Genomic DNA, 22,512 nt, shown 5'->3' on the forward strand with positions numbered 1-22,512 from the left:
GTGAAGGCTGGCAAATGAGCTTCAGCGAATTTGCCCCTATTTACAATAGACATTTTACTTTAAGATATTTTAATAAACGTTTTAAAAGGACATTTACCTAATGCCCTTTTAAATATCTTCTAATGCCCTTTAAAACGTCATTTTAAAGAACCGCATATACCATCATATAAGCGAACGCCGCGCGCGGGCACGCGTAAATGCTTTCTCTCCGCTAAAGGTTCAAACATGGAAGAGAAAATTTTCCTCAGCAGCCAAAAAGCTGCCGAGACTACTGGCATTAAACAAAACCATACTCCTCAAGTGAGCCCTTACTCTCCCGCCTCTACTAAAATGCCTCGTCAACAAATGCCGTCAGTGTAAAAGTGATAGGCATTTATTGCCTCATGGTACAGCATTTGGAAGTTTTCATCATCAATATAAGGGGCAGGAATCCCTTTCTTCTTCATCCTCGTTTCCAACTCAAAGGCACCGTACGCCTGCGCAAATCGCTCTTTGAAGTCAGGTTCGCCCAAGTGCGCATAAGCCAGATAAGGCCACTTGTTGTAAATGAAGTAATCAGCGTGCTGGCGCAACTCCTCAAGGATGGCAAAGTACAGCGCCTGTCCAAAAGCGCGCTTCCCTTCCCTCCGCAAATTCATAATGCCACCCGCCACAGATACGTCGTCAAACTTAAGCCCCTCCAGTTTCAGTTCTTTCTCCTGCTCAAAGTACAGGCAGGCAACCCTATAGTCCCTTTTGAAATCGAGCACATTCTCCCTGCACAGAAAAGCGGAGTAGATGTGGTCAAGGTGGTTCTCCTTGCCTATCAGCCTGAATAATTGCAGGTTATGCTCCTGCATTACCTTTATGTGAATCTGCTCCATTACCATTACAGGTTAAAGTGCTTTTTAAGGTTGGCATCTACCTCGTCGGATATATAAACTTTGCCCATGACACCGATGCCGATTATGTTTGTTTCTTTGTCAAAGGTTACTCTGGTGAGGGAAAAAAGCACGTAGTCATCCACGTTTAGCATAGTGTATGCCGCAGCGTCAGCGAGTTGCATCACTATTGAGCGACCCGCAAATGCAATCATTCCTTCAAGACCAGAGCCTTCCGTTGCTTCACTGGCTTTTTCCTCCACGCCCACCGCGTTCACTATGGCCTGTTTGAAGGCTTCCTTGTGCTTTGCTTCATCAGGGTTGGTGAAAACCAAAACCCCCGCAAGTGCAGCAAGACCCAACAGGCAGTTTTGGACGCTTACACGCGCCTTTCTAACAACAGGCTTAATTACAGCATCATCAACAGCATCATCATAAGCCACAGGAGCTGCTGTAGGTGCACTTGTAGCTGTATTAATGGTAGGCATAGCTTGTGCTCCAAACTCGCTGTAATAGGCGTTAATGGAAGCATTGGGGTTCTCCTTCAGCCACTGCTGGAGGGTTAGGTGGCGAGCATGGTTTTGTATTGCTTGCGCTGTAAGCGTTTCCATAAGTAGGTGTAATTCTGCTTGAGTGAAGTGGTAAGCAAATCTAAAAACAATATTTGGATACACATATGTACCCAGCATGTTTTCTTTAGTGTGTCACCTTTGGCGGGTGAAGAATCCAGCAGGCATCAAGGCGTTCGGCGTGCACCTAAGAAAGATTAGGGAGCAAAGAGGCATAAGCCAACAGGAGCTTGCCGACATAGCCAACGTCTCCAAGCTAACTGTGCAGCGGACAGAGAACGCAAAGTATTCAGTGACTCTGGACGTGCTCTTGTCTTTTGCCCATGGCCTGCAAATACCCCTGAAGGAGTTGCTGGACTTGGATGTGCCAGATGAGCTTTCTTAACCACTCCTGTTTCCCATAGAGAACATCCGTATTCTGGCTGCCAGCTTAGATGCTGCGTCTGCTACTCCGCCTTTCGCCTATACCATAATTTTGCCTGTACCCAACCTCTTTACAGCTATCTCCGTTAGTAATGCTAATTAATTTAGTATTATGTAAAAGCTATATCATATATTGCGGCAGGATAACCTGAAAATAAAGCTATGTTGAAAGAAACGGTACTACAGAACAGGGACAGGAGCGTGTTCGGCAAGGCCTTCTTTGTGGACGGTCACGAAGATTTGGAGCTGCCGCTGTTCGGCAGCAAGATAGCGGCGGGCTTCCCCTCCCCTGCGACGGACTACATCGAGGAAACCATCAACCTGAACAGGCACCTGATAAAGAACCCCGCCTCCACTTTCTTTATCAGGGTAATGGGCGAGTCCATGCAGGACGCTTACATTCGCAACACAGACCTGCTGGTGATTGACAAGTCCCTGAAGGCAAGGGACGGTTCGGCGGTGGTGTGCTGGCTGGAGGGCGAGTTCACGGTGAAGACTTACAAGCCAGCGGGCAACAAGCTTTACCTGTTGCCTGCTAACCCAAAGTACAAGGCTATAGAGTTGACTGAAGGGATGGACTTCGTGTTCATGGGGGTGGTGACCTACTCCATCCACGACTGCCTGAAGAACCAGCTATGATAGCGCTTGTGGATTGCAACTCCTTCTATGCTTCCTGTGAGTGCGTTTTTAATCCTGCCATAAGGGATAAACCAGTTATTGTTTTGAGCAACAACGACGGGTGCACGATAGCCCGTTCACAGCAGGCCAAAGATGTAGGGGTGAAAATGGGAGACCCTGCCTTTATGCTGAAGGACTTGATTAAGAAGCACAGCATAAAGGTTTTCAGCTCCAACTATACCCTCTACGGTGACATGAGCCGCCGTGTGATGCAGACGCTGGCGGGCTTCACACCTAACCTTGAAGTGTACAGCATAGACGAATCCTTTCTGGATTTGGGGCACTTCTACAAGAAAGACCTGCACCAATACGCGTGGCAGATAAAGAACACGGTGCAGGAATGGACAGGTATACCCGTAGGCATCGGTGTGGCGAAGACAAAGACGCTGGCAAAGATTGCCAACCGCATTGCAAAGAAAAGCCCCAAGGCAAAGGGCGTTCTGGTGCTTCAGGAACAGCGGCACATAGAGGCGGCGCTTAAACGGACAGAGGTAGGTGACGTTTGGGGCATCGGCAGGCAGCACAGCAAGCTCCTGCAAAAGCATGGCATCACAACCGCCTACGAACTGGCGCAGCAACATGATGCGTGGGTGAAGAAACACCTGACAATTGTTGGCCTGCGGATGGTAAAGGAGCTGCGCGGGGAGCCGTGCCTGGAACTGGAGGAAGTAGCTCCAAAGAAGCAGAACATATGCACTTCCCGCTCCTTTGGAAGCCCTGTAACGAAGCTTCAGGAGCTGGAGGAGGCAACGGCCACCTACGCCTCCAAGTGCGCCTATAAGCTGCGTAAACAAGGCTCCTGCGCCTCTGCCGTGACCGTATTTGTGATGACGAACAGGTTTGCCAATACCCCGCAGTACTACAACTCCAAAACCATTCACGTGCCCAACCCCGTCAACAGTGACCTGCACCTTATCCAGTACGCGAACATGGCGCTAAGGAGCATTTACGAGGAAGGGTACAGCTACAAGAAGTGCGGCGTGATTGTCTCCGACTTCATGCCTGAAGACAACCTGCAACTTGGCTTGTTTGATGTTGCCGATACAGGCAAGCACAAAGACCTCATGAAGGCGTTGGACAACCTAAATAGCCGCTACGGGATGGCAACTGTTAAAGCGGCGGCACAGGGCATCAAGAATAACTGGACGCTGAAGCGGGAAAGGCTTTCGCCTTGCTATACGACGAGGTTAAGTGACGTGCTGGTGGCGAGACTATAAAACTGTCTTACAGCACCAAACAACTATTTATTAATAAAAATATACTATATTAAATTTTCTTCAGATGTCACAACTTTAAGAACCTGCAATAAATCAGAAAGCACTTAATAATAAGATGGATACAATAAGGCACGATATCAAGATTTACCAAATCGACATAGACTTCCATGAAATTAGAGAAATAGATTCTCTTATGGAGAAAATCTATTTTATAGTCGATAAACATAAAAACTCAATCCTTGATGTAAATAAAAAGGCATCTGAACTTCCTACGACAACTATTGATAGTATTCAATATTTGTTATATACCTATAATCAAAGGGAGAAAGAGTCTTCTTGGAGGTCCTTTCTTCCTTCAGCCATAGTTACAGATGAAGATTTTAATGTGCAGACTACCTCATTTGTTCTGTTTGCTATACTTAATCGAAGAATATTTGCTACAATTGGAGGCAACGGAATAACTGTTATAAAGCGATACTTAAACCAGACATTTGGTCTTGACCTATATGAGAAAATTTCCGAGCCAGAAAATGATATTGTTAACTCTATTGAGTCACGAGGAGTAGCAGGCAATATGACTTCTCAAATTGTTACCTATAGGAGTGAACAAAAACTTATAGATTCTCTTTCCTTCGGCCGTATACCGCATCGGCTCAATTTTCAACTACGAGACACTTTATTGGCAGATGTTTTTGACTTTATCAAATTTGATGGTGCCGAAAAGGTCTGTGTCCAAGTTGGCACTTCCTTTCATATCAAATGGAAGCTTTCCTTCAAGGAAATGCATCAACTAATCCAGCAAATCGATAAAATTTTAGATACAACAGCCCATACACCTATAAGCAGCTTTGTCAGGATTGGAGACAGAAATTTAACTGAAAATAATTTAAGGTTTGCTTTATACAACAGGGTAAGGGATGATATGGTTAGGGCATTTGAACCTCAAAACAACAGGTATGGTGCAAGACTAGACTATGATTTTGTTCACCCTTCCAAGTTACAAGCCTTTTATGAGTGCGATAAATATGCTCTTTATGAGAGAGGTGCTCAGCAGCCATTCTTTGAAACTTTCGATAGACACGCACTTTATCATGCAGGGCTAACCTTTTTATATAATAATACAGACCGCACAAATCCTATTGATTTCAATAGCAAAATATCAGGAATAAGAGTGTGCGGGTATGTTAACCGTCTAAAGAAAACAAATGCAATGTTTGCCCACCATGTCACATGTGAGATTGAGTTCAACAAAAAACCTACTTTTCACATCGACTCGCACTGGTATACAATTAAAGGGAATTTTATAGAAGACATCAACACCCTTTGCAGTAAGTCAATAAAAAATAACTATCTAAATTCTAGTGTTAACCTGCAAGTATGGGGTGATAGCATCAAGGACGAAGGGCAATATAACATGCTATACCATGGTCTCCCAAACTATTTGGTACTAGATAAGATGTTGGGCCAAAATATTGAGCTATGCGACATCCTCTACGAAGATGACTCTAGTGTTTATCTTATTCATGTAAAACAAGGCTTTGATGCAAAAATTCGAGATTTAACAAATCAAGTTATAATCTCCGCTAATAGGCTATGGAATGACCTGAAGTCAGGAGCATTTACTTTTATTGACGAAGTTTGTGAAAGATATAACAACTCAATAGCTGCCGACCAAAAAATTGATTTACACAAATTTAGGATGGTATTTAAAAAGGACATAATTTATGTTATGGCATTTAATTCTCACTTAAGAGGGAAAAGAATAAGAGACGACATTAGCATTGCACGCTCGAACATAGCAAAATTTTCCCTTATCCACAGTTTTCGCGACATGCCATCAAATCTATATCCTTTAAAGGTCGTTGAGATAGATAATGAATAAATCTAAAGAACAATTCAATCAGATAAGTCCAGACTTCATAAAAGAGGCGTCAAATAAATAGCTAACAATTTAACTTCATCTAAGGTAACAATAACTTGAATTTTATCCGTCAAAGAAATAATTAATGAGCTCAGAGAAGAACATAAGCGAGTTAGCTAGTGGAATTAGTGGCATAGCAGATAGGGCCTTTGATTTTGTAGAAAAAATAATAGCTGGTCCAATCATTGAAGGAACAGGTGCAATTACAGATAAAATCAAGTTTTGGAGGTTCAAAAATCAGGTTAATACAATACTTAAAGCTCAAGAGTTTCTAAAAGAGAAAGGTATCAAAACCCCTAAAAAATTACCCGTGAAAGATGTAACCACTCTGTTGGAATATGCATCGTTTGAAGAAGATGAAAACATGCAAAATAAATGGGCCTGTCTGCTAGCAAATGCTGCTGACCCAAATAACCCCTTCGATATATGTTATATATTTAGCCAAGTTTTAAATCAGCTTTCACCTCATGAGGCTAAACTTCTTGACTATATGTTTTCACGTTCCTTCTTGATGACAGACAGAGACAGGCCTTATTTTGAAAAAGATGATATAATAAGAAGAAACTTTGCTTCCTATGAAGTGACCTTGCTGATTTTTGATAATTTACTTAGACTAAGACTAATTGAGGAGAAGCCTCCAAAACTCCAAGATAATAGTAGATACCATTATAGATATGATGAAGACGAAGCTATACCTGAACATGAAATTGTACCAAGTAATAGCGTTCGTTTGTCAGAATTTGGCGCAGAATTTACAAGAAAAACCCATTTATTATAGAAAACAAGAAGAATTATAATAAGCAAAAGAGATATTCATATACGCATCAACCAAAAGCCTGTACATCGGGTTACAGATGTAATTTAAAGCAAATATAAGGCTACTTTAGAAGCACTAATGTTTTACCCGAGTAACCCACCTGAAACAAACAGGACGTTTTAAAATGGCTTATTTAGGCTCTAATGAACATGTGCCTAAAAGGTAGACAACACAGCTTCTGGAGCCCAAAATTTTACATCTTAGGAGTGGTATACCTACCTTCATTAACAACTCCTACTCCATTACTTCCCTAATGAAATTTATGTTGTGGACATTCGTCACCTATATTAAAATGCTTAGTGAAAATCATGTGCGGTATCACATAGATGTTTATTATCTTGAACAAGCCTCTTGAGCAGGTATAATAACCTTAAAAATATATAATCTCCGCGTCTAATCTTTTAGTTTGATATAGGTATGGCATTAATATTTGTTTGCTATATCAAATAGAATATTTTTATTATAATAATTAATTATTATTATAATAAAAATATGTAATATACACAATATAAAGTACATTGCATTAGCAAGAAGATTTATATTATCCTAAAATAAGCATCCTGCTAATACTTGACTTCAAATCACAAGTAGTTCAATTTAATAAGATGGGAAATAGACTTTATCCTAGTTGGGAGCAGTTAGATAGTTTAAATAATCCATTAACTGAAGGTGAACGACATTTACTTTTGTTTCTCGATACAAATTTACCTAAAGATAAATTTTGGACAAAAGAAAAGAAACTGACAGACTACAATGGGTGGTTAATCTTTGCACAACCTTTTCTAAATGGGAGCAGACCAGATATTCTCATATTCAACCCGTTTGTTGGTGTAGTCATATATGAAGTGAAAGATTGGAATCTTGAAAATTATAAATGGGATAAGGACCATTATGGCAGTACCAGTCTCTTTGTTCATGATAAGAGAAGCAGATATGCAGTTAAAAGCCCTATCAGGCAAGTTGAGCATTATAAAGAGAAAATAATAAGCCAGTTAGTCCCTATTATTGGAGAGCTAATTGATAAAGACAAAAGGAGTTATGGATTGATAAAAACCGCATTATACTTCCATAAAGTAAACACAAATGATGCTCAAGATTTTTTTGGTGCGAGAATTAAAGATTTTAAACATTTTCCTGTTTTCGGGTATGATAGTCTTCACTATTCAAAATTAAATGAAATTGTTCCTGATATTCATATAAGTAGAAGTAACTATTGGGATAGAAAATGGAATGAAGAACTCATATTTTGGTTTAACCCCCCTACCACAGCATCGAACAGGGCATACTTTTAACTTTGAAGGGCAACCAGTTGAAAGTAGCGGAACCTAAATCAGGACACCAAAGGGTTAGGGGAGTAGCAGGCAGTGGTAAAACTCAGGCCTTGGCATTTAGAGCAGGAAAGTTAGCTTCCAATAATCTAAATGTTTTAATCATTTCTTTCAATATAACACTTTGGCATTATATAAAAGACATGATAGCGCGTTCTCCCTTTAGTTTCAAATGGGATAGAATTACGTTTGCCCATTTTCACGGCTTTTGTAAAGATAAGTTGAATGAGTTCGGGAGAAAATGGCCCGTTTCACCGAGACGCAATCAATTTACATCTCAAGAAGAATATGAAGATGCCTTGGAGCTCTTTTTCAAGGTAACTGTTCCAGAGGCAGTTGTGGATGCAATTGGTGCTAACAGCTATGCAAAGTATGATGCGATTTTAGTTGACGAAGGGCAAGACTATCATTATGAATGGTATAAGCTATTGAATGAGAAGTTTTTAACTTCTCGAGATGAATTTCTTGTAGTTTGTGACAAGAAGCAAAATATTTATGACAGAGAACTTGATTGGGTTGATAAGCGGGTTAATAGGATTGGGCTTGAAAAGTTCAAAGACCCTTATGTTGATTTAACTTCATCTTACCGTATGCCGCAGAGAGTAGCTGAAATGTCTAACGAGTTCAGCGAAATTTTCGAATTAAACCAAGAATTAAAAGTTTCTAAAATTGAAGGTGGTGCCGTGCTATTTCATTCGCAGCATATAATTTGGCTTAACATAGATGAAACTCAATGGTTAGAATTTATTTATAATTCATTTTTAAGGCTTAAAAGAGAATCATACAATCCTTCAGACATGGTAATTCTTCTACCTAATCATAAATATGGAATGGAGTGTGTCAAATTCTTTATGGGAAAGAATATAGAAGTAAACCATGTATTTGAAGATGACTCGGAGGCAACTTATCATCCACACAAGAAAGCCTTTTGGATGGGAGACAGCCGCTTAAAAATGTCTACAATACACAGCTTCAAAGGTTGGGAGTTATTAAATATAGTGTTATATATACCAGAAAATTCACCAGATAGTAACAAGAAACTTGACGCTATTGTCTATACAGCTATCACCAGAACAAGAGAAAACCTAATAGTTTTCAATGCCAACAAAAGATATGCAAAGTTTGGAACAAAATTTCCCAAAAAGTGGCATGAACAAATTGTTTAAATATTGATTCTAATCTTTAAATCAAAATCAAATCCTAAAGGAAACCGTATAACTCTGGCTCAAATAACATTTTCTCATATACAATGAATAAGGCATATAAATCCCTATTAAGCGCCTCTTGCCACAGCTAAAGCTCAAGTTCATGTGCGGCATTAGAGGGGCTTAATAGGGGTGTTACAGCTCTTAAACAGGCTTAATTAATTCTGTGTGAAAGCGATGGCGAAAAGCCATCAGAGCAGCCCTTGCTCTGTCAATTTTAAATTTAAAACTACTTACGCCAATTTCACCATTTTGGCTTTAGATTCTATGGGCACAGCAGCTTAACCGTCAGATTGTGTACAGCTCCAACATACTACACAAACTCCTGCCCCATTACCTGCTTTTAGCACAGTTGACTTTCTTCTATTATTAAGAGACTATCATGAATGGTGAATAGCGGCAAGCCTAGCAGTTCGTTCTTCAATCGTTCACATAACTTATACAGAAGGAAGTCATATTTTATAGACTGCAAATGGCAGGACAAGGGCACATAAACCTCCTGTAGCTGAAACCCTATATAGTGACTTTTAAATCTCATTACAAGCCATTTAAATTCCCTTTAAGAGCATTTATACCTTTACCTTGAGCCTCGCCTTCTGAAGCACTTATATGCTTTATAACGGCTTATTTTGGCTCAAATCATACTCGCCTAAAGTGTAGTTAACACAGCCTCAGGAATCCAAAATTCTACATCCAAGCAGGGTTGTACACCTACCATTCTGTACAGTTCCTGCTCCATCACTTCCTTAACGAAATCTACATTTGCCACGGTTGTAACAATCGAATCATGAATAGTGTAAATGGGCACACCAGGCTTTTTGCCCGCAATGGTCTTGCAAATAACATTAAGCATCACATGCGCCTCTATCCGCTGAAGCAGGTAAACCATGTTCTTGTAGTCTTCCGCCTTCAGGAGGTTATAGAATTTCATCACAGTAGGGTACTGCTTAGCAAAGAACCTATAGAACGGATGCGTGGCAGGGTGGTTAATGCCATAAACTTCACCATATGCCACCATGCAGTAAAGTTTTTTTATATCTCCCCTTGTGTGGTTACCACCTATTTCCCTGTTGTAATTGTCACGTAAATTGTCATAGAAAGTACCCCCTGATATATCCCTAAAATATTGCTCTACGTCACTGTAAAGCCCCTTTTCACCCTCTCTTACAATGTCTTTTACTAGCATTATGAGAGAAGACATTGAAGAGAGACATTGAAAGAAAGACATGTAACCAGAACTATAGAAAGAGATATTGTTAAGAGAGAGTACATTTACATTAGAACATATAGAAGAGACATTAAAACGTCCTTCTACAATGTCCTTTACCCCAATATCATTTACATCAATACCATTAACACCTATATCATTAACAAGGCTATTAATAAATTTTTTGTCCGCCGCCGATACGCCCTTTTTGAGGTTGAACTTGTAAAAGTTCGGGTTAAAAAACAGCAAACTCAAATACGGCTGGCAGTTCTTTATGTCAATGCACGCCAAAGGTGCCCCGCCGTAGGTGACAAAGTTCCTAAGCTCCTTTTTCAGGTTCGTAAGCGGCGTGTGCAGCCTTCCCGCCACATCATCCAGCTTAAAGAAAAGCTCCCTTTCCTTGTCGTAAAGGTGCTCAACGGTGAGTGAGTGCGCATTATACTTCACCATGTTCTCTGTCCGCCTGTCCATTAAGTCAAACTCGTCTTCAGGGGGCGGGGGATTCTCAGGGTACATGTTTGACAGCCACTCCAGCGCGCCCTCCCTGTCAATGTTTAGCTTTCCCCGCTTCCACCAGTTCCACAGGTTTTTGTGCTTGTCTTTTGCAGTGTCGTTTTCAGGAGGCGTTTTTGAGAGCTTCTTTATAAGCTTTTCATCTGTTAGCAATACCTCTTTAGTGCGGCACATGTACCTGTGGCTGAACCAGTATGCTTTAGAGGCATACTTAGGGGTGTAGTACGGCTCGCACTGCAGCACTCCCGCATCTATTAAATAATTTAAGTACTTGTCGTAGTGCCTTACCTTGCGCTGGATGGTTTGAGCGTGGATGGGCACCTTGCCATCCACACTTACCTTGTCTCCGCCATACGCTTGAATATGCGTTACCTGTCCGAGAATGTATAGCAGTTCATCTTTTTTGAAGTCTGGTACACTATCAGGTGGCCGCTTTTCAATCAGCCTCTCCACGTCCAGCTTCTCAGGAATATAAACTTTCACTGCCATTATGTAATTTATCATTCGTTGTTGCTGCACCATTCTTCAGAATAGGCAGTATCCACCCACCCAACATGAGAACCATGTTTGAAAAACTAAACTCTAACCATGGAAAATTTAATTATAAAATGAAGTGCTAATTATCTCCGCTAATTTGTCCCACTACAGTTCTAATCTCTGAACGTAGGTATACATATCCATTACAGCTATGCAGTCTGTTTGGTGTTAATATGCGTTTCCTAAAAAGCCCGTTGATGGTTGCTTTTTTCAGGTCAGGATTCAAATGCTGTATATAAGCAATGGCTTCTGGCCTTGATAACGGGCGTTCTGTTATGTCATCAGGTTCTATGACTCTTGTGGGAACCCAGAATAGCATCCCTTTGGGGATTCCATAGCCGCTAACATAGTCTCTTCTATAGACAATGTATGTCGGGTTATCAGCAAAATACTGTAAGATTTCATCATAACTCCTACCTGTAAATATGTTATCCATCTTCATCTGTAAAAAGTCAAATTATACATCTATATACACTGACAAACAGGTAGTTTATTCAATATTTTCTCCTTTTTAAAAAGTTCGTATTTCTCCTTAGCCGCATCTAATTGCTCCGTCCAGTAATAATGACGCCCCATACTCTCCTACTGGTTGGTTTTATCAAGCGCAAGTCAACCATTCTCCTTAACACCGCTCTTGAATAGCCAATGTAAATGCAGGCTTCATCAGCAGTATAAATTCTTTTAGGTTCTAACTGCTTGGCTTTCTCAGCTTTGGTTAATTTTTTAGCCAATGCGGCTTTACTGGCTACAGGATAAGGAAAAGGCGTTTGTGCGGTTGTATTAAAGCTGATATTGTTCATTGTTCTTAGATGAATTAGAATATTTTGTAAATACTTATTTAGAATTGAAAGACTTGGAAGATGCCTTTTGACGTAACAAAGTGTAGTTAATTTAATTAGGTTGGATAAGTACAATCTCGCGCTAAATTGATACTGCAAATGTATACGCTTTGAAACATAATATGCAAGACTTAATCAAAATTATTTTTAGATATCAAATAAATTTAATACAATATCAAACCTGCATTAATTGCTTGTTTGCTATTTGCAAACATTAATAATTACATTCACCGACCAAAAAAACTACAAGTTACATCAAGCTAAGTACGGTACAATTCTAACCCTACTTACTTGATTCGAAACGAACTACATGTGAATAGGCAATATTAAAGCACTAATAAAGATATAGCTACATTAAGAGAGGGGTGAATACCCCACATTTATACAGCATTATAAAGCGCAATTACAAGAAAGGGTATTAGATTTATATGAAGGGAGTAATATATAATAGAAACAGCAAAAAGGCATTTTGTAAGTGTTATTAAGTACTTTTGAAGGCATGAGGAAGTCATTGGAATTATTATATAATTTATTCTTTCGGGCAAAACGTGTCTCCCCCCACCGCTCATAAAAGAAACACCTTAACGCGTCCTGCCTTACATTTATACCATTTTTACCAGCGTTTCCTGCGCCTTTTACTGCCATATCTCATCTTCACTTGCTGAATCATGCCAGCTACCAGCGCTACAAACAGGGGAATGGTAATGATGGCAAGCAGCAGGTACTCCCACCATGTCTTAGTTTCTTCCATGGCAGCAGTATATGTGGGTTAGACTTGCCTTACCGCTCCAAACAGGGCTAATCAATTTCATATCTATTCAGGAAGGAACGTTGCAGGAGTGTTAAATACATCGTATATTTGTAATATAAGATATTAAACACTGTCTGGAGCATGAAAAAGTACATAGCCTACTACCGCGTATCAACACAGAAGCAGGGCACTTCAGGACTTGGGCTGGAGGCACAGAAAGCAGCCGTAGCTGGCTTTGTGGCTGGTGCTCCAGTGCTGGCAGAGTACGTGGAAGTGGAAAGCGGCAAGAAAGACAACAGGCCAGAGCTGGAGAAAGCCATAGCGCACGCAAAGCAGGCAGGAGCCACGCTTATCATTGCAATGCTTGACCGCCTTAGCCGCAACGCTGGTTTCATCTTTGCCTTGCGGGATTCAAAAGTAGACTTCATTTGCGCCGATATGCCAGACGCAAACACCCTGACAATAGGCATATTTGCGGTTATGGCACAGCACGAACGGGAGCTGATAAGCAAGCGCACAAAGGACGCATTGGCCGCTAAGAAGGCACGCGGCGAGGAAGTAGGCAACAGGGCTAACCTGACACAAAAAGGCCGTCAGAAGGGCGCAAAAGCCCGTCAAACGGCGGCTATGCAGGACAAGGCGAATAAGAACGCCCTGAATTGGGCGCTGGAGTGCAAGGCGAAGAAAGGCGAAGAAAAAATGACACTACAACAGATAGCCGATAAGCTGAACAGCATGGATTTAACCACCAGCACAGGGGCACAGTTCAGGGCAATGAGCGTGAAGCGCCTGCTTGACCGCCACGACAAGCTACAAAAGGAGCAGGAAGACTTTAAATTTAAAATTAAGCAAGCGGAAAAATTTGCCCTGCACCTGAAAGCGGTAAACCTGAAGGTCAGGATTGACGAAGGTTTGGTGTACTTTGAACCTGACACCAAGCACACGGAACCTTGGCCGTTTACATCTTTGCTTTTCCAGCAAGTGATTGACAAAGGCGCAGTGCTGGAGTACATAGACGGATACTATGCCCTGTATGCAGACCGCAGCAAAAGGGAAAAACTTTCGGGCGGGAGCAGCTTCATTTCCTTGCTTGGTATACTGGCAGATTATATATTTCGCATAAACATGCAAAAGGAGCATGAGGCAAGCCTGCATCCTGACTTAATCTACATCAGCAAAGGCAATCCAGAAAAGAAGCAGCCGCCTTTTGTTTTAAGCACAGTCCTTTAGTCTATCAATATCTTCTCAATATAAGAGGAAAGAGTGCAGCAGCTTTAACCTAAATCTTTAGTGTGCAACCAAGATTAGAAGACTATATTCGTAAGTCCTGATAAGGTCAAAGCCTTTAGACGGTCATTTGTAAATTTTCAGCTATATACATGCAAGAGCATAGAATAAATCCAGAAAGAATCACCAAGCCGATTCAATTGCTTGCAGCATGGCTTATTGGGCTTATTTTGGTAGTTGGCTCTCTCTTAACTGCTGCTGGTACAATAGATAGACCTTCTTGGTTACCCGCTTTCTTTGCAATTTCTGCAGTCTGTACAATTCCTGTGTTTTTGGCATTAATATTCCTTTTACAGACAAAGTTTAGACCTGAAATGCAAGAAGATTCTTTCTATTCCAAATATTTAGAAAAAGATTCTTTAACCTTTCAGTATTTCAAAGAGGAAGATGAAAAGCAAGTGGAAATAAAAATACTAAAAGAAGAGATTCTGCTTTTATCACAAGCAACTAAAAAGGAAATAGAGGCAATAAGGCAAATAATTAATGTAGATTCTATTAAGTCTGAACAGGAAGAGAAAATTGAAGCAATCATAGTTAATTCCGATAATAGGTTAGATGAAATTAAAAGAATTGCAAATATTGCCACAATCTCATTAAACATTAATAGGAATTTACCCTCCTATCAAAACATAGTACCCATTGTTACCCAAATTGGATTTACAAATTTTAAAGAGTTTGGTACAGATAAAGTCCCTGAAGTACACGCAATATCATTTGGCAAAAATGTAACTATCGATATTGTTAAAGCATTAGCTTTCAAGCTTGTAACCTTGGGTATCACACACATGAAGCTTACAGGAGATAACGCAGAAAATAAAATATTTATTGGTACCTATTCCACCAGAGGAGGTTTGAAACCTATTAATAGTGAAATGATAAATAAACTTGAAAAAGCAAGTCCAGACTGGAGGTTCTCTACTTTTTTAAGTATGGATTCTTTTTGAATCTACATATTATTGTTATCAATGAATCACAAATGAAGGTAATCAATAAACTTAGTACATATATTGTGAAATGATATGTAACTGAAATGTTACTCACAATAGGTAAATAGCTCATTCACAGTATCATCTTAACCTCAGGGGCAGAGGTTAATATATACCGTTGCCTTAGGGCATCAACTTGCTATTTATTTTTCAATCCGCTATCTTAGTGACGCAATACATCATTCACTAGACCACAATACTTTTAGACTGTTGTTTGTTTGTGAACTAATCAGTGACCTTGTTACAAGACATTTTCATAAGACGTTGATAATGGCTCCGTTTGGTTAGGGGTTCGAATCCTCTCGGGTGCACACATCACAAAGCGCTGGCTATATATGGCCAGCGCTTTGTGTTTAGCCTTCCTCTGAATTATACACCCCTTATCCCCATATGACAGGTCCACTCCTATATAAGTCGGACTGATTTTTACCGGCGATGCGTCCGCATTCGTATATTTTTGCCTACCTTTTTCACCCGGATAGCTTGATAACAGGGTGCTGCGTGAGGGAACCGACTTTGCAGCCAAAGCACCCATTCCTATATAATCAATCGTAAATTACAGCTTGCAAAAGCGAATCTTCTTTTGAAAACGCCTGATGTGCAGCCAAACTAAAATGAATGGTGGAAAAGATTTAGCGGAGGTGGCCAAGCTGTTCCTGAAACTTGGCTTCATATCGTTTGGAGGCCCTGCCGCTCACATCGCCATGATGGAGGATGAAGTCGTGCGAAAGCGAAAGTGGATAACGCCTGAGCATTTTCTGGACCTGATTGGGGCCACCAACCTCATACCCGGACCGAACAGCACGGAAATGACCATGCACTGCGGACATGAGCGGGCAGGTGTGAAAGGGCTCTTCGTCGCGGGCTTCTGCTTTATACTGCCTGCCGTCGTTATCACGGCTGTTTTTGCCTGGCTGTACCAACTATATGGCCAGCTCCCGGAGGTGGAGCCCTATATATACGGCATCAAGCCTGCTGTGATTGCCATTATTGTAGGGGCCATATATGCTTTAGGCAAAAAAGCCCTGAAGTCTGTACAGCTCGGTATGGTCGGGGCTGTTGTATTAATCGTCACGCTGCTGGGCATCAGCGAAATTGCCGCACTGCTGGGGGCTGGCGTGGCAGGCATCCTCCTTTACCTGATAAGGAACAGCGGGCAGCAAACAGCCAGGGGCCTGTTGCCATATACCCTGCTGCATGTGGCCGGGTCCTCGCTGGCTGATATCTCCCAACTGAAACTGTTCTGGATTTTCCTGAAAGTAGGCGCAGTGCTGTATCGGAGTGGCTACGTGCTGTTCGCACTCCTTGACGGAGAGTTGGTGGCAACAGGCATACTCACGAGGCAACAGCTGATAGATGCCGTTGCGGTTGGGCAATTCACGCCCGGGCCCGTGCTTTCCACCGCCACTTTCATCGGCTGGCAAATAGGCGGCTTGCCCGGTGCGCTGCTTGCAACCCTCGGCATCTTTCTTCCCTCCTTTTTCTTCGTCCTGCTCCTGAACCCGCTCATCCCCAGAATGCGCAACTCGGGCCTTATGGCTGCCTTTCTCAATCATGTGAACGTGGCATCCGTTGCCGTCATTGTTGCCGTGGCTGTAACCATGAGCAGGGACACGCTGACAGACTGGAGAACCATCGTTATCGCCGTAGTGAGCCTTGCCGTGACGTTCGGATACAAGAAGCTGAACAGTGCCTTTATTGTTGGCGGCGGCGCACTCCTGGGTTATATCCTGACCCTGCTTTAGGTACTACACAGTAAACGTAAATTCCCGATTTTATATGGTGCCGCTGCGGGTTTTGATTCTTTTAGGAATACGCAAAGTCGCCCTTGCTGCCTTGCCATCACCAGCCTTTTTACTTCTTCTTATAAAGCAAGCGTCTAAGTTAAAACGCGTTCAGGGCCTGCTGGGCTTTGTGGAGCATATCTGCCGCCGGGGTGGTTTTCAGGGCCTCCAACTTAAACGCGCCCACAACTGCCTCCAGTTTCCGCAGCTTGTCCTGCTGGTTGTTCTTTTTGAATTCTTCCCGCAGTATCCTTATTTTTTCAAAATCCTCGATGCCTTCTATCAGGCGCTCGAACCGGATGGAGGATCGGTAGCCGGGGTAGACAAAGTAGGTGTCGCCGGATGACCAGCTCCTGAAGCGGCTGTCCTGCAGCGGGTTGGGCGGCCAGCTGTTATATGCCCACCGCAGGTACCCGTCGTAGTTTTTGTTGGCCGCGTGCCACCCCATCCACGCAGCCTCAGCTGGCGGTGAGAAGGTAAACGTGTTCGGGTAGGCCTCCGGGCAAGCCGTGTAGAAGCTGGTGACATAGCCCGCCTTTTCCCTTTCCTGCATGGTTGCAGCCTCCACTGCCTGGTTCGAGGCGACGGTGTAATAGTATAAATCCTTTTGAATCTCCGGGTGGTAATTCCCCGCCAGCGATATTTTAAAGTCTTTATCCGCATCCTTAATCACCGCAATGGCCTTCTGCATGGCCTCCATCGGCCTTTCGTCCATCGCGATTAGAGTTTTATCGAACCATCCCTTTTGCTTGAGGTGCTTTGCAAAATCATTAAGCATCGGCTGCCAGTGCGCCCTGTAGGCCGGTGTGCCCGGCTCCGCCACCAGCACGGTGTCTTTCCCCAGCGCCTCGTCGTAGTAGTAAAACTTGAGGTTCCAGGGGATCATGCTGTAACACTCAATCATATTGTCGATGCCGAGCGCCATCATAGCAGACACCCATTTGTCGAACGCCGTGTAATCATAGCTCCAGGTGCCGTCTTTTTTCTTTGTCCACTTAATCATGGAGCTGTATATATCGTGGGTCTGGCTGTTCCAGGGGTCGTAAATGAGGGTCGTGGTGATGACCTTCTGCCCTGCGTCGGCCAGCATCTCCATATAGGGTTTCATCACCTCCAGGTGCTCATCCGACCATTTCTCCACACCATGCACCCGGGCAATGGCATCCGGGCTCTGCCAGAGGTTGAGATGAAATGCCCAGTCTTTCGGTGCCGGCAAGGTGCGGTTCACCACCTCTACAGAGTAATTCAGGGTGCCCAGGTTGCGCCTGCTCCCCTCCTTCACGTTGATTTTCCCCTTGTAAGTGCCTGCGGGTACATCCTCCGGAACGTTGATGCTCAGCCACACAGGCTGGGTGGTGTTGGCGGCCACAGGCAAATCATCCGCCACATCAATCACGTCTGCCACCAACGTGGAATCCAGGTTATCCGGGATGCCGCAGCCGCTGCCCTTGTCGTTCAGCCCATCGGCCATCACGTAGCGGACAAAGTCAGCCTGTATCTGTTCGGCCGGTATGCGGTTGCCTTTTCCGTCAGTCAGCGCCCCCACTTCAAGGCTCACCTTTTCCAGCGGGCGGGTGGTCCAGATAACAAGCTGGGTATGCACCTTCTCTCCTTTCCATGCCTTGCCCTGCCAGCCGGACGGGCTCAGCGATTCTGTCGGAACCTCGTTCTTCCCATACCGGATATCGGGTGAGGCAAAGCGTATATAGGTGCCGTCTTTCAGGTTTTTCCACGGGGCCTGGTCCGCCGGGTGCGGGTCCGGCAACTCCCGGTAGTTGCTTTGGGCAAGTGAGAAGGTACTGCATAGAATCCCTAGTAAGCATAGTATTAATCTCATAGTGGAAAGGTTAGCGTTTATATATAGGCTGATTTATTGATAGGTTATATCGGCCCGAAAACGGAGTGTCGGACATATAAATACTATGTGTTTTAGGCTGCTGTTGAGTTTATAGATAGCTGTAAAGTCTGAACTTGCCAGTAAAAGTCTATACAACAACCCCTTTGTGTTGTTGACGCCTGTACTTCCTATATTTCGTATATTATTAGTTCCAGCTCTTCAACGACCCGAAATTGCTTATCAGCTGTCAGCAAGGGTAGTTTTAAGCTAAATGCAGTCGCAGCTACAATAGAATCGGGCAGCTTCAGTTTTGATTTCCGACGAAATTCTATAGTTACATCCTTGATTTCAGGGGCTATATCTACTATCTGGCAATTCTCTAAAAGGCCTTTGATCGTTTCTTCTGAATCCGACAAAATTTTAGGGAAGGAAAGAAGTTCAAGTTCAGTAATAAAAGAAATAACCAGATCCTTGTCAGCAATCATTTCTATTACCTCCTGATCTCCCTTTAAGAAATAGAGCAGGATGTTAGTGTCTACACAAAGCCTATTCCCATTCATCTCTCATCTGCTTTTGATATTCTAAAGGATCAATAGCCGTCTTAAGTTTTCCAGCATATTTCAGGATGCCCTTTTTAGGCGCTTTTGAAATCGCCTCGTTAATCCGTTTTCTAATTTCCTCTTTAGGAGTCCCTTTTTTTATTACTGTTATCATATGTAAAGTTCTTTAGTCAAGATAACAATTCTACCTTAGTTTCGGTCTTTAAAGGGTAAGGTTTTTCTGTATTGGCACCAAGGGCTCTGCTATGGTGCGTTCATGCAATATAGGTTTGGTTAGCTACCACTCTTTTTTTGAGCCTTTAAGAGTTCTTCTTCTGCCAATTCCATAAGCTCCTTATTATCAACAGTCGGATTCAGTTTATATCCCTTTTTGAGGTAGAAGTGAGCTTTTTCATGGTTTTGAAATGCAATCATGTAAATAAGTCCCAAGTTATGATAGCAGTCGGCAAGTCTAAAACCAAGCTCTGCTGCCCTATGGTAATCTTTTGCTGCACTTTCAAAATCATCCAACTTTACTTTTGAAAATGCTCTTCTGTAGAATGCTTCAGCATTGAGTGAGTCAATTTCTAAAACCGCATTATATTTTTCAGCCGCAAGCTTGAAGTTGTCTCTCTCATACGCTTCGTTTGCCTGAGAAAGAACAGTTTCGTATGTTTCAGTGGTTTTTGAACCTGATAGATTTTGCTTGTTACAACTTAGCAGCAAGAATACTACTGCCGGTAAAATATATTTCATTTTTTTGAGTGTTTGCCAACGTGCGGCTAAACGCAGAGTATTTCGTTTAGCCTCCTAATATAGGCGGCTAAACGCAACTGCACAAGCAAATGTCCTATATAGATTCAATATTATATAATTGCCCGCCTATCAGGGTTGTCCCACCGCAGCTATCCCAAAACTAAAGCGCCACGGAACAAGCCAATCCCGTATATTTGCAGCAGGGTGTGCAGGCAGGAGGCACCCTACCTAAAGCGCCTATATATAATTTGAAGCTACTCTACGACATCGGCCTGAAGGCATATAGGGCAGCCATTGCCCTGGCGGCTCCTTTCAACGGGAAGGCAAGTCTGATGCTGGAGGGGCGCGAACGGCAGTTTGAACGGCTGCAGCGGGCCATGCAGGGCAACCAGTCGCCGGTGGCGTGGTTCCATTGCGCCTCTTTGGGCGAGTTTGAGCAGGGGCGGCCGGTGATGGAGGCGTTTCGGGAAGCGTTCCCGCTATATAAAATTCTGCTCACCTTCTTCTCCCCCTCCGGCTATGAGGTGCGCAAAAACTACAGCGGAGCAGATGATATATACTACCTGCCCCTCGATAGCAAGGAGAACGCCGCCCGGTTTGTGCAGCTTGTGCAGCCAAGGCTGGCGGTGTTTGTGAAGTATGAGTTCTGGCACTACTACCTGCAGGAACTGCAGCGGCGGCAGATTCCGGTGCTCTCCGTTTCCGCCATCTTCCGCAAAGAGCAGCTTTACTTCAAACCGTATGGCCGGTTTTACCGCGACATTCTGCGCCGCTTCACTCATATATATACCCAGAACCAGGCCTCGCTGGAGCTTCTGAGAAGTATAGATGTGCAACAGGCAAGCGTTGCCGGCGACACGCGATTCGACAGGGTGCTGCAGACGGCGGCTTCCGTTAAAATTCTGCCGCTGGTGGAGGCCTTTGTGCAGCAGCAACAGGTGTTTGTGGTGGGCAGCAGTTGGCCCCCCGATATAGACGTGCTGCTGCCGCTTATCCGGAAGTACCGCGCCAGCGTCAAATTTATCATCGCGCCGCACGAGGTGAACGAAGGCAGCATCAGCGCTGTGCTGCAGGCCGTGGGCGACGGCGCTATCCGCTTTTCGGAGGCAAACCAGGCGAATGTGCCACAATATGACGTGCTCGTGATCGACAACATCGGCATGCTGTCGTCTTTATATAGCTATGGTACCTACGCCTATATCGGCGGCGCGTTCGGCAAGGGCCTGCACAACACGCTGGAGGCCGCCGTGTTCGGACTGCCGCTTTTCTTCGGGCCGCGCTACGACAAATTTCAGGAGGCAAAGGATTTGGTGGAGTTGGAATGCGCTTTCCCGGTAAAGAATGCCTCTGGACTGCTGCAGGCCTTCGGGAAAGTTCACACCACGCCCGGCCTCCGGCAACGCATTACCGAGAACGAGAAACAATACGTAAAACAGCAGGCAGGCGCCACCGCCAAGATAATGGCGGATATAAAGCGCCTGCTTCATTAAGGGGCATGAAAGGAGTAGTAGTAAAATCGACGGGTTCGTGGTACCTGGTGCGCGACGCGGAAGGCAATCTGCACCGCTCGCGCCTGCGCGGCAAGTTCAAGCTGAAGGAGATGAAGGTGAGCAACCCGCTGGCCGTGGGCGACCGCGTGGAGTTTGACGTGGAGGACACCGGCGAGGAAACGGCCGTTATATATAAAATCGAGGAACGCGACAATTACATCATCCGGCAGTCCACCCACAAGTCGGCCCATGCCCATATCCTCGCCGCCAACCTGGACCAGGCGCTGCTGATCGTGACGCTGGTGTCGCCCCGTACCTCGTTCGGCTTCATCGACCGCTTCCTGGTGACGGCCGAGGCCTATGAGATTCCGACGGTTCTTATTTTTAACAAAACCGATTTGTACGACGAGGACGTGCGCGATTACCAGCGCCAGATCAGCCATATGTATAAGCAGGTCGGGTATGACAGCCTCTCCGTTTCCGCCTCAGAAAACCAGGGGATGGACGAGCTGCAGGCGCTGCTGCAGGGTAAAACGTCGCTCCTTGCCGGCCACTCCGGCGTGGGCAAGTCTACGCTCATCAACCTGCTGGTGCCGGACCTGGAACTGAAAACCTCCGGCATCTCCGACTTCTCCGACAAGGGCGTACACACCACCACCTTCGCCGAGATGTTCGAGGTAAGCAAAGACACCTATATCATCGACACGCCCGGCATCAAGGAACTCGGCATCGTGGATATACCTGCGGCAGAGTTGGGCCACTTCTTCCCGGAGATGCGGGAGCGCCTGAACCAGTGCCGCTTCCACAACTGCACCCACTTCAACGAGCCCGGCTGCGCCGTGATAGAGGCCGTGCGCCGCAACGAAATCTCCCTCACCCGCTACGAGAGCTACCTGAGCATGCTGCACGGCGGCGACAACAGGAAGTAAAAAAGCACTCGCTCGGCAAAAGCTATATATAAGCCGCTG

At 43.9% G+C, this 22,512-nt stretch carries 22 protein-coding genes; 12 read left to right on the forward strand and 10 right to left on the reverse strand.

The annotated features are described in order from the left end of the window. Positions 1-338 precede the first annotated feature (338 nt). Together GSQ62_RS05430 and GSQ62_RS05435 are read right to left on the reverse strand one after the other, a co-directional pair. Entirely contained in the window at positions 339-863 is a 525-nt protein-coding gene (locus GSQ62_RS05430; RefSeq protein WP_161888566.1) for a hypothetical protein, read from the reverse strand. Positions 864-868: 5 nt separating this feature from the next. After that, complete coding sequence (locus GSQ62_RS05435; RefSeq protein ID WP_161888567.1) at positions 869-1,549, reverse strand: DUF4359 domain-containing protein; 681 nt, start codon at positions 1,547-1,549, stop codon at positions 869-871. 28 nt (positions 1,550-1,577) lie between these two features. Between GSQ62_RS05435 and GSQ62_RS05440 the strand changes: the two genes are divergently transcribed. The 7 genes from GSQ62_RS05440 (at position 1,578) to GSQ62_RS05470 (ending at position 8,979) form a co-directional block, all read left to right on the forward strand. Then, the gene (locus GSQ62_RS05440) at positions 1,578-1,814 is read left to right on the forward strand and encodes a helix-turn-helix domain-containing protein (RefSeq protein ID WP_202621845.1); all 237 of its coding nucleotides are present in this window, start codon (positions 1,578-1,580) and stop codon (positions 1,812-1,814) included. Between the two features lie 200 nt (positions 1,815-2,014). Beyond that, a complete protein-coding gene (locus tag GSQ62_RS05445; RefSeq protein WP_161888569.1) occupies positions 2,015-2,491 on the forward strand; it encodes a LexA family protein in 477 nt (158 codons plus the stop codon). Then, complete coding sequence (locus GSQ62_RS05450; RefSeq protein ID WP_161888570.1) at positions 2,488-3,747, forward strand: Y-family DNA polymerase; 1,260 nt, start codon at positions 2,488-2,490, stop codon at positions 3,745-3,747. The genes GSQ62_RS05445 and GSQ62_RS05450 overlap by 4 nt, the downstream gene beginning before the upstream one ends. Before the next feature lie 193 nt (positions 3,748-3,940). Further along, positions 3,941-5,629, forward strand: a complete 1,689-nt coding sequence (locus tag GSQ62_RS05455) for a DUF6119 family protein (protein ID WP_161888571.1) — start codon at positions 3,941-3,943, stop codon at positions 5,627-5,629. A 124-nt stretch (positions 5,630-5,753) separates the two neighbouring features. Continuing rightward, positions 5,754-6,446 carry an Abi-alpha family protein gene (locus GSQ62_RS05460; protein ID WP_161888572.1) on the forward strand — a complete coding sequence of 231 codons (693 nt, stop codon included), beginning with the start codon at positions 5,754-5,756 and terminating at the stop codon, positions 6,444-6,446. 644 nt (positions 6,447-7,090) lie between these two features. After that, positions 7,091-7,777, forward strand: coding sequence for an NERD domain-containing protein (locus tag GSQ62_RS05465; protein WP_161888573.1), 687 nt, complete (start codon positions 7,091-7,093; stop codon positions 7,775-7,777). Between the two features lie 17 nt (positions 7,778-7,794). Then, the gene (locus GSQ62_RS05470; protein ID WP_161888574.1) at positions 7,795-8,979 is read left to right on the forward strand and encodes a DEAD/DEAH box helicase; all 1,185 of its coding nucleotides are present in this window, start codon (positions 7,795-7,797) and stop codon (positions 8,977-8,979) included. 688 nt (positions 8,980-9,667) lie between these two features. Here GSQ62_RS05470 and GSQ62_RS05475 read toward each other — a convergent pair. The 4 genes from GSQ62_RS05475 to GSQ62_RS05490 form a co-directional block, all read right to left on the reverse strand. Beyond that, entirely contained in the window at positions 9,668-11,242 is a 1,575-nt protein-coding gene (locus tag GSQ62_RS05475; RefSeq protein WP_161888575.1) for a hypothetical protein, read from the reverse strand. Between the two features lie 112 nt (positions 11,243-11,354). Further along, positions 11,355-11,711, reverse strand: a complete 357-nt coding sequence (locus GSQ62_RS05480; protein WP_161888576.1) for a hypothetical protein — start codon at positions 11,709-11,711, stop codon at positions 11,355-11,357. 106 nt (positions 11,712-11,817) lie between these two features. Next, positions 11,818-12,075, reverse strand: coding sequence for a hypothetical protein (locus tag GSQ62_RS05485; RefSeq protein ID WP_161888577.1), 258 nt, complete (start codon positions 12,073-12,075; stop codon positions 11,818-11,820). Between the two features lie 652 nt (positions 12,076-12,727). Then, complete coding sequence (locus tag GSQ62_RS05490) at positions 12,728-12,865, reverse strand: hypothetical protein (protein ID WP_161888578.1); 138 nt, start codon at positions 12,863-12,865, stop codon at positions 12,728-12,730. A 141-nt stretch (positions 12,866-13,006) separates the two neighbouring features. Here GSQ62_RS05490 and GSQ62_RS05495 point away from each other — a divergent pair, with 141 nt between their 5' ends. From GSQ62_RS05495 to chrA, 3 genes are all read left to right on the forward strand, one after another. Beyond that, positions 13,007-14,095, forward strand: a complete 1,089-nt coding sequence (locus GSQ62_RS05495) for a recombinase family protein (RefSeq protein ID WP_161888579.1) — start codon at positions 13,007-13,009, stop codon at positions 14,093-14,095. 149 nt (positions 14,096-14,244) lie between these two features. After that, positions 14,245-15,096 carry a hypothetical protein gene (locus GSQ62_RS05500; protein ID WP_161888580.1) on the forward strand — a complete coding sequence of 284 codons (852 nt, stop codon included), beginning with the start codon at positions 14,245-14,247 and terminating at the stop codon, positions 15,094-15,096. A gap of 656 nt (positions 15,097-15,752) precedes the next feature. After that, positions 15,753-16,883 carry a chromate efflux transporter gene (chrA, locus tag GSQ62_RS05505; RefSeq protein ID WP_161888581.1) on the forward strand — a complete coding sequence of 377 codons (1,131 nt, stop codon included), beginning with the start codon at positions 15,753-15,755 and terminating at the stop codon, positions 16,881-16,883. A gap of 139 nt (positions 16,884-17,022) precedes the next feature. On the opposite strand, the gene GSQ62_RS05510 is transcribed toward chrA, so the two are convergent. From GSQ62_RS05510 to GSQ62_RS05525, 4 genes are all read right to left on the reverse strand, one after another. Further along, on the reverse strand, positions 17,023-18,759 hold the full coding sequence (locus GSQ62_RS05510) for a DUF4091 domain-containing protein (protein ID WP_161888582.1): 1,737 nt from the start codon (positions 18,757-18,759) through the stop codon (positions 17,023-17,025). 188 nt (positions 18,760-18,947) lie between these two features. Beyond that, positions 18,948-19,319, reverse strand: a complete 372-nt coding sequence (locus tag GSQ62_RS05515) for a type II toxin-antitoxin system VapC family toxin (protein ID WP_161888583.1) — start codon at positions 19,317-19,319, stop codon at positions 18,948-18,950. Beyond that, a complete protein-coding gene (locus tag GSQ62_RS05520) occupies positions 19,306-19,473 on the reverse strand; it encodes a hypothetical protein (RefSeq protein WP_161888584.1) in 168 nt (55 codons plus the stop codon). Before GSQ62_RS05520 ends, GSQ62_RS05515 begins: the two co-directional genes overlap by 14 nt. Before the next feature lie 119 nt (positions 19,474-19,592). Beyond that, positions 19,593-20,054 (reverse strand): tetratricopeptide repeat protein, encoded by a 462-nt coding sequence (locus tag GSQ62_RS05525; protein WP_161888585.1) that lies wholly within the window; start codon positions 20,052-20,054, stop codon positions 19,593-19,595. A 248-nt stretch (positions 20,055-20,302) separates the two neighbouring features. On the opposite strand from GSQ62_RS05525, the gene GSQ62_RS05530 reads away from it, so the two are divergent. Then, on the forward strand, positions 20,303-21,544 hold the full coding sequence (locus GSQ62_RS05530; RefSeq protein ID WP_161888586.1) for a 3-deoxy-D-manno-octulosonic acid transferase: 1,242 nt from the start codon (positions 20,303-20,305) through the stop codon (positions 21,542-21,544). 5 nt (positions 21,545-21,549) lie between these two features. Then, positions 21,550-22,473 carry a ribosome small subunit-dependent GTPase A gene (rsgA, locus tag GSQ62_RS05535; RefSeq protein WP_161888587.1) on the forward strand — a complete coding sequence of 308 codons (924 nt, stop codon included), beginning with the start codon at positions 21,550-21,552 and terminating at the stop codon, positions 22,471-22,473. Positions 22,474-22,512 lie beyond the last annotated feature (39 nt).

Source organism: Pontibacter russatus (genome assembly GCF_009931655.1).
Classification (GTDB): domain Bacteria; phylum Bacteroidota; class Bacteroidia; order Cytophagales; family Hymenobacteraceae; genus Pontibacter; species Pontibacter russatus.

Bases quoted from the DNA above. Each gene is read 5' to 3' on its own strand.
- GSQ62_RS05465 (WP_161888573.1), top strand. From the start codon at position 7,091: ATGGGAAATAGACTTTATCCTAGTTGGGAGCAGTTAGATAGTTTAAAT.
- GSQ62_RS05450 (WP_161888570.1), top strand. From the start codon at position 2,488: ATGATAGCGCTTGTGGATTGCAACTCCTTCTATGCTTCCTGTGAGTGC.
- GSQ62_RS05510 (WP_161888582.1), bottom strand. From the start codon at position 18,759: ATGAGATTAATACTATGCTTACTAGGGATTCTATGCAGTACCTTCTCA.
- GSQ62_RS05520 (WP_161888584.1), bottom strand. From the start codon at position 19,473: ATGATAACAGTAATAAAAAAAGGGACTCCTAAAGAGGAAATTAGAAAA.
- GSQ62_RS05480 (WP_161888576.1), bottom strand. From the start codon at position 11,711: ATGGATAACATATTTACAGGTAGGAGTTATGATGAAATCTTACAGTAT.
- GSQ62_RS05455 (WP_161888571.1), top strand. From the start codon at position 3,941: ATGGAGAAAATCTATTTTATAGTCGATAAACATAAAAACTCAATCCTT.
- GSQ62_RS05490 (WP_161888578.1), bottom strand. From the start codon at position 12,865: ATGGAAGAAACTAAGACATGGTGGGAGTACCTGCTGCTTGCCATCATT.
- GSQ62_RS05515 (WP_161888583.1), bottom strand. From the start codon at position 19,319: ATGAATGGGAATAGGCTTTGTGTAGACACTAACATCCTGCTCTATTTC.
- GSQ62_RS05485 (WP_161888577.1), bottom strand. From the start codon at position 12,075: ATGAACAATATCAGCTTTAATACAACCGCACAAACGCCTTTTCCTTAT.
- rsgA (WP_161888587.1), top strand. From the start codon at position 21,550: ATGAAAGGAGTAGTAGTAAAATCGACGGGTTCGTGGTACCTGGTGCGC.
- GSQ62_RS05500 (WP_161888580.1), top strand. From the start codon at position 14,245: ATGCAAGAGCATAGAATAAATCCAGAAAGAATCACCAAGCCGATTCAA.
- GSQ62_RS05525 (WP_161888585.1), bottom strand. From the start codon at position 20,054: ATGAAATATATTTTACCGGCAGTAGTATTCTTGCTGCTAAGTTGTAAC.
- GSQ62_RS05460 (WP_161888572.1), top strand. From the start codon at position 5,754: ATGAGCTCAGAGAAGAACATAAGCGAGTTAGCTAGTGGAATTAGTGGC.
- GSQ62_RS05445 (WP_161888569.1), top strand. From the start codon at position 2,015: ATGTTGAAAGAAACGGTACTACAGAACAGGGACAGGAGCGTGTTCGGC.
- GSQ62_RS05475 (WP_161888575.1), bottom strand. From the start codon at position 11,242: ATGATAAATTACATAATGGCAGTGAAAGTTTATATTCCTGAGAAGCTG.
- GSQ62_RS05495 (WP_161888579.1), top strand. From the start codon at position 13,007: ATGAAAAAGTACATAGCCTACTACCGCGTATCAACACAGAAGCAGGGC.
- GSQ62_RS05430 (WP_161888566.1), bottom strand. From the start codon at position 863: ATGGAGCAGATTCACATAAAGGTAATGCAGGAGCATAACCTGCAATTA.
- GSQ62_RS05435 (WP_161888567.1), bottom strand. From the start codon at position 1,549: ATGCTGGGTACATATGTGTATCCAAATATTGTTTTTAGATTTGCTTAC.
- chrA (WP_161888581.1), top strand. From the start codon at position 15,753: ATGAATGGTGGAAAAGATTTAGCGGAGGTGGCCAAGCTGTTCCTGAAA.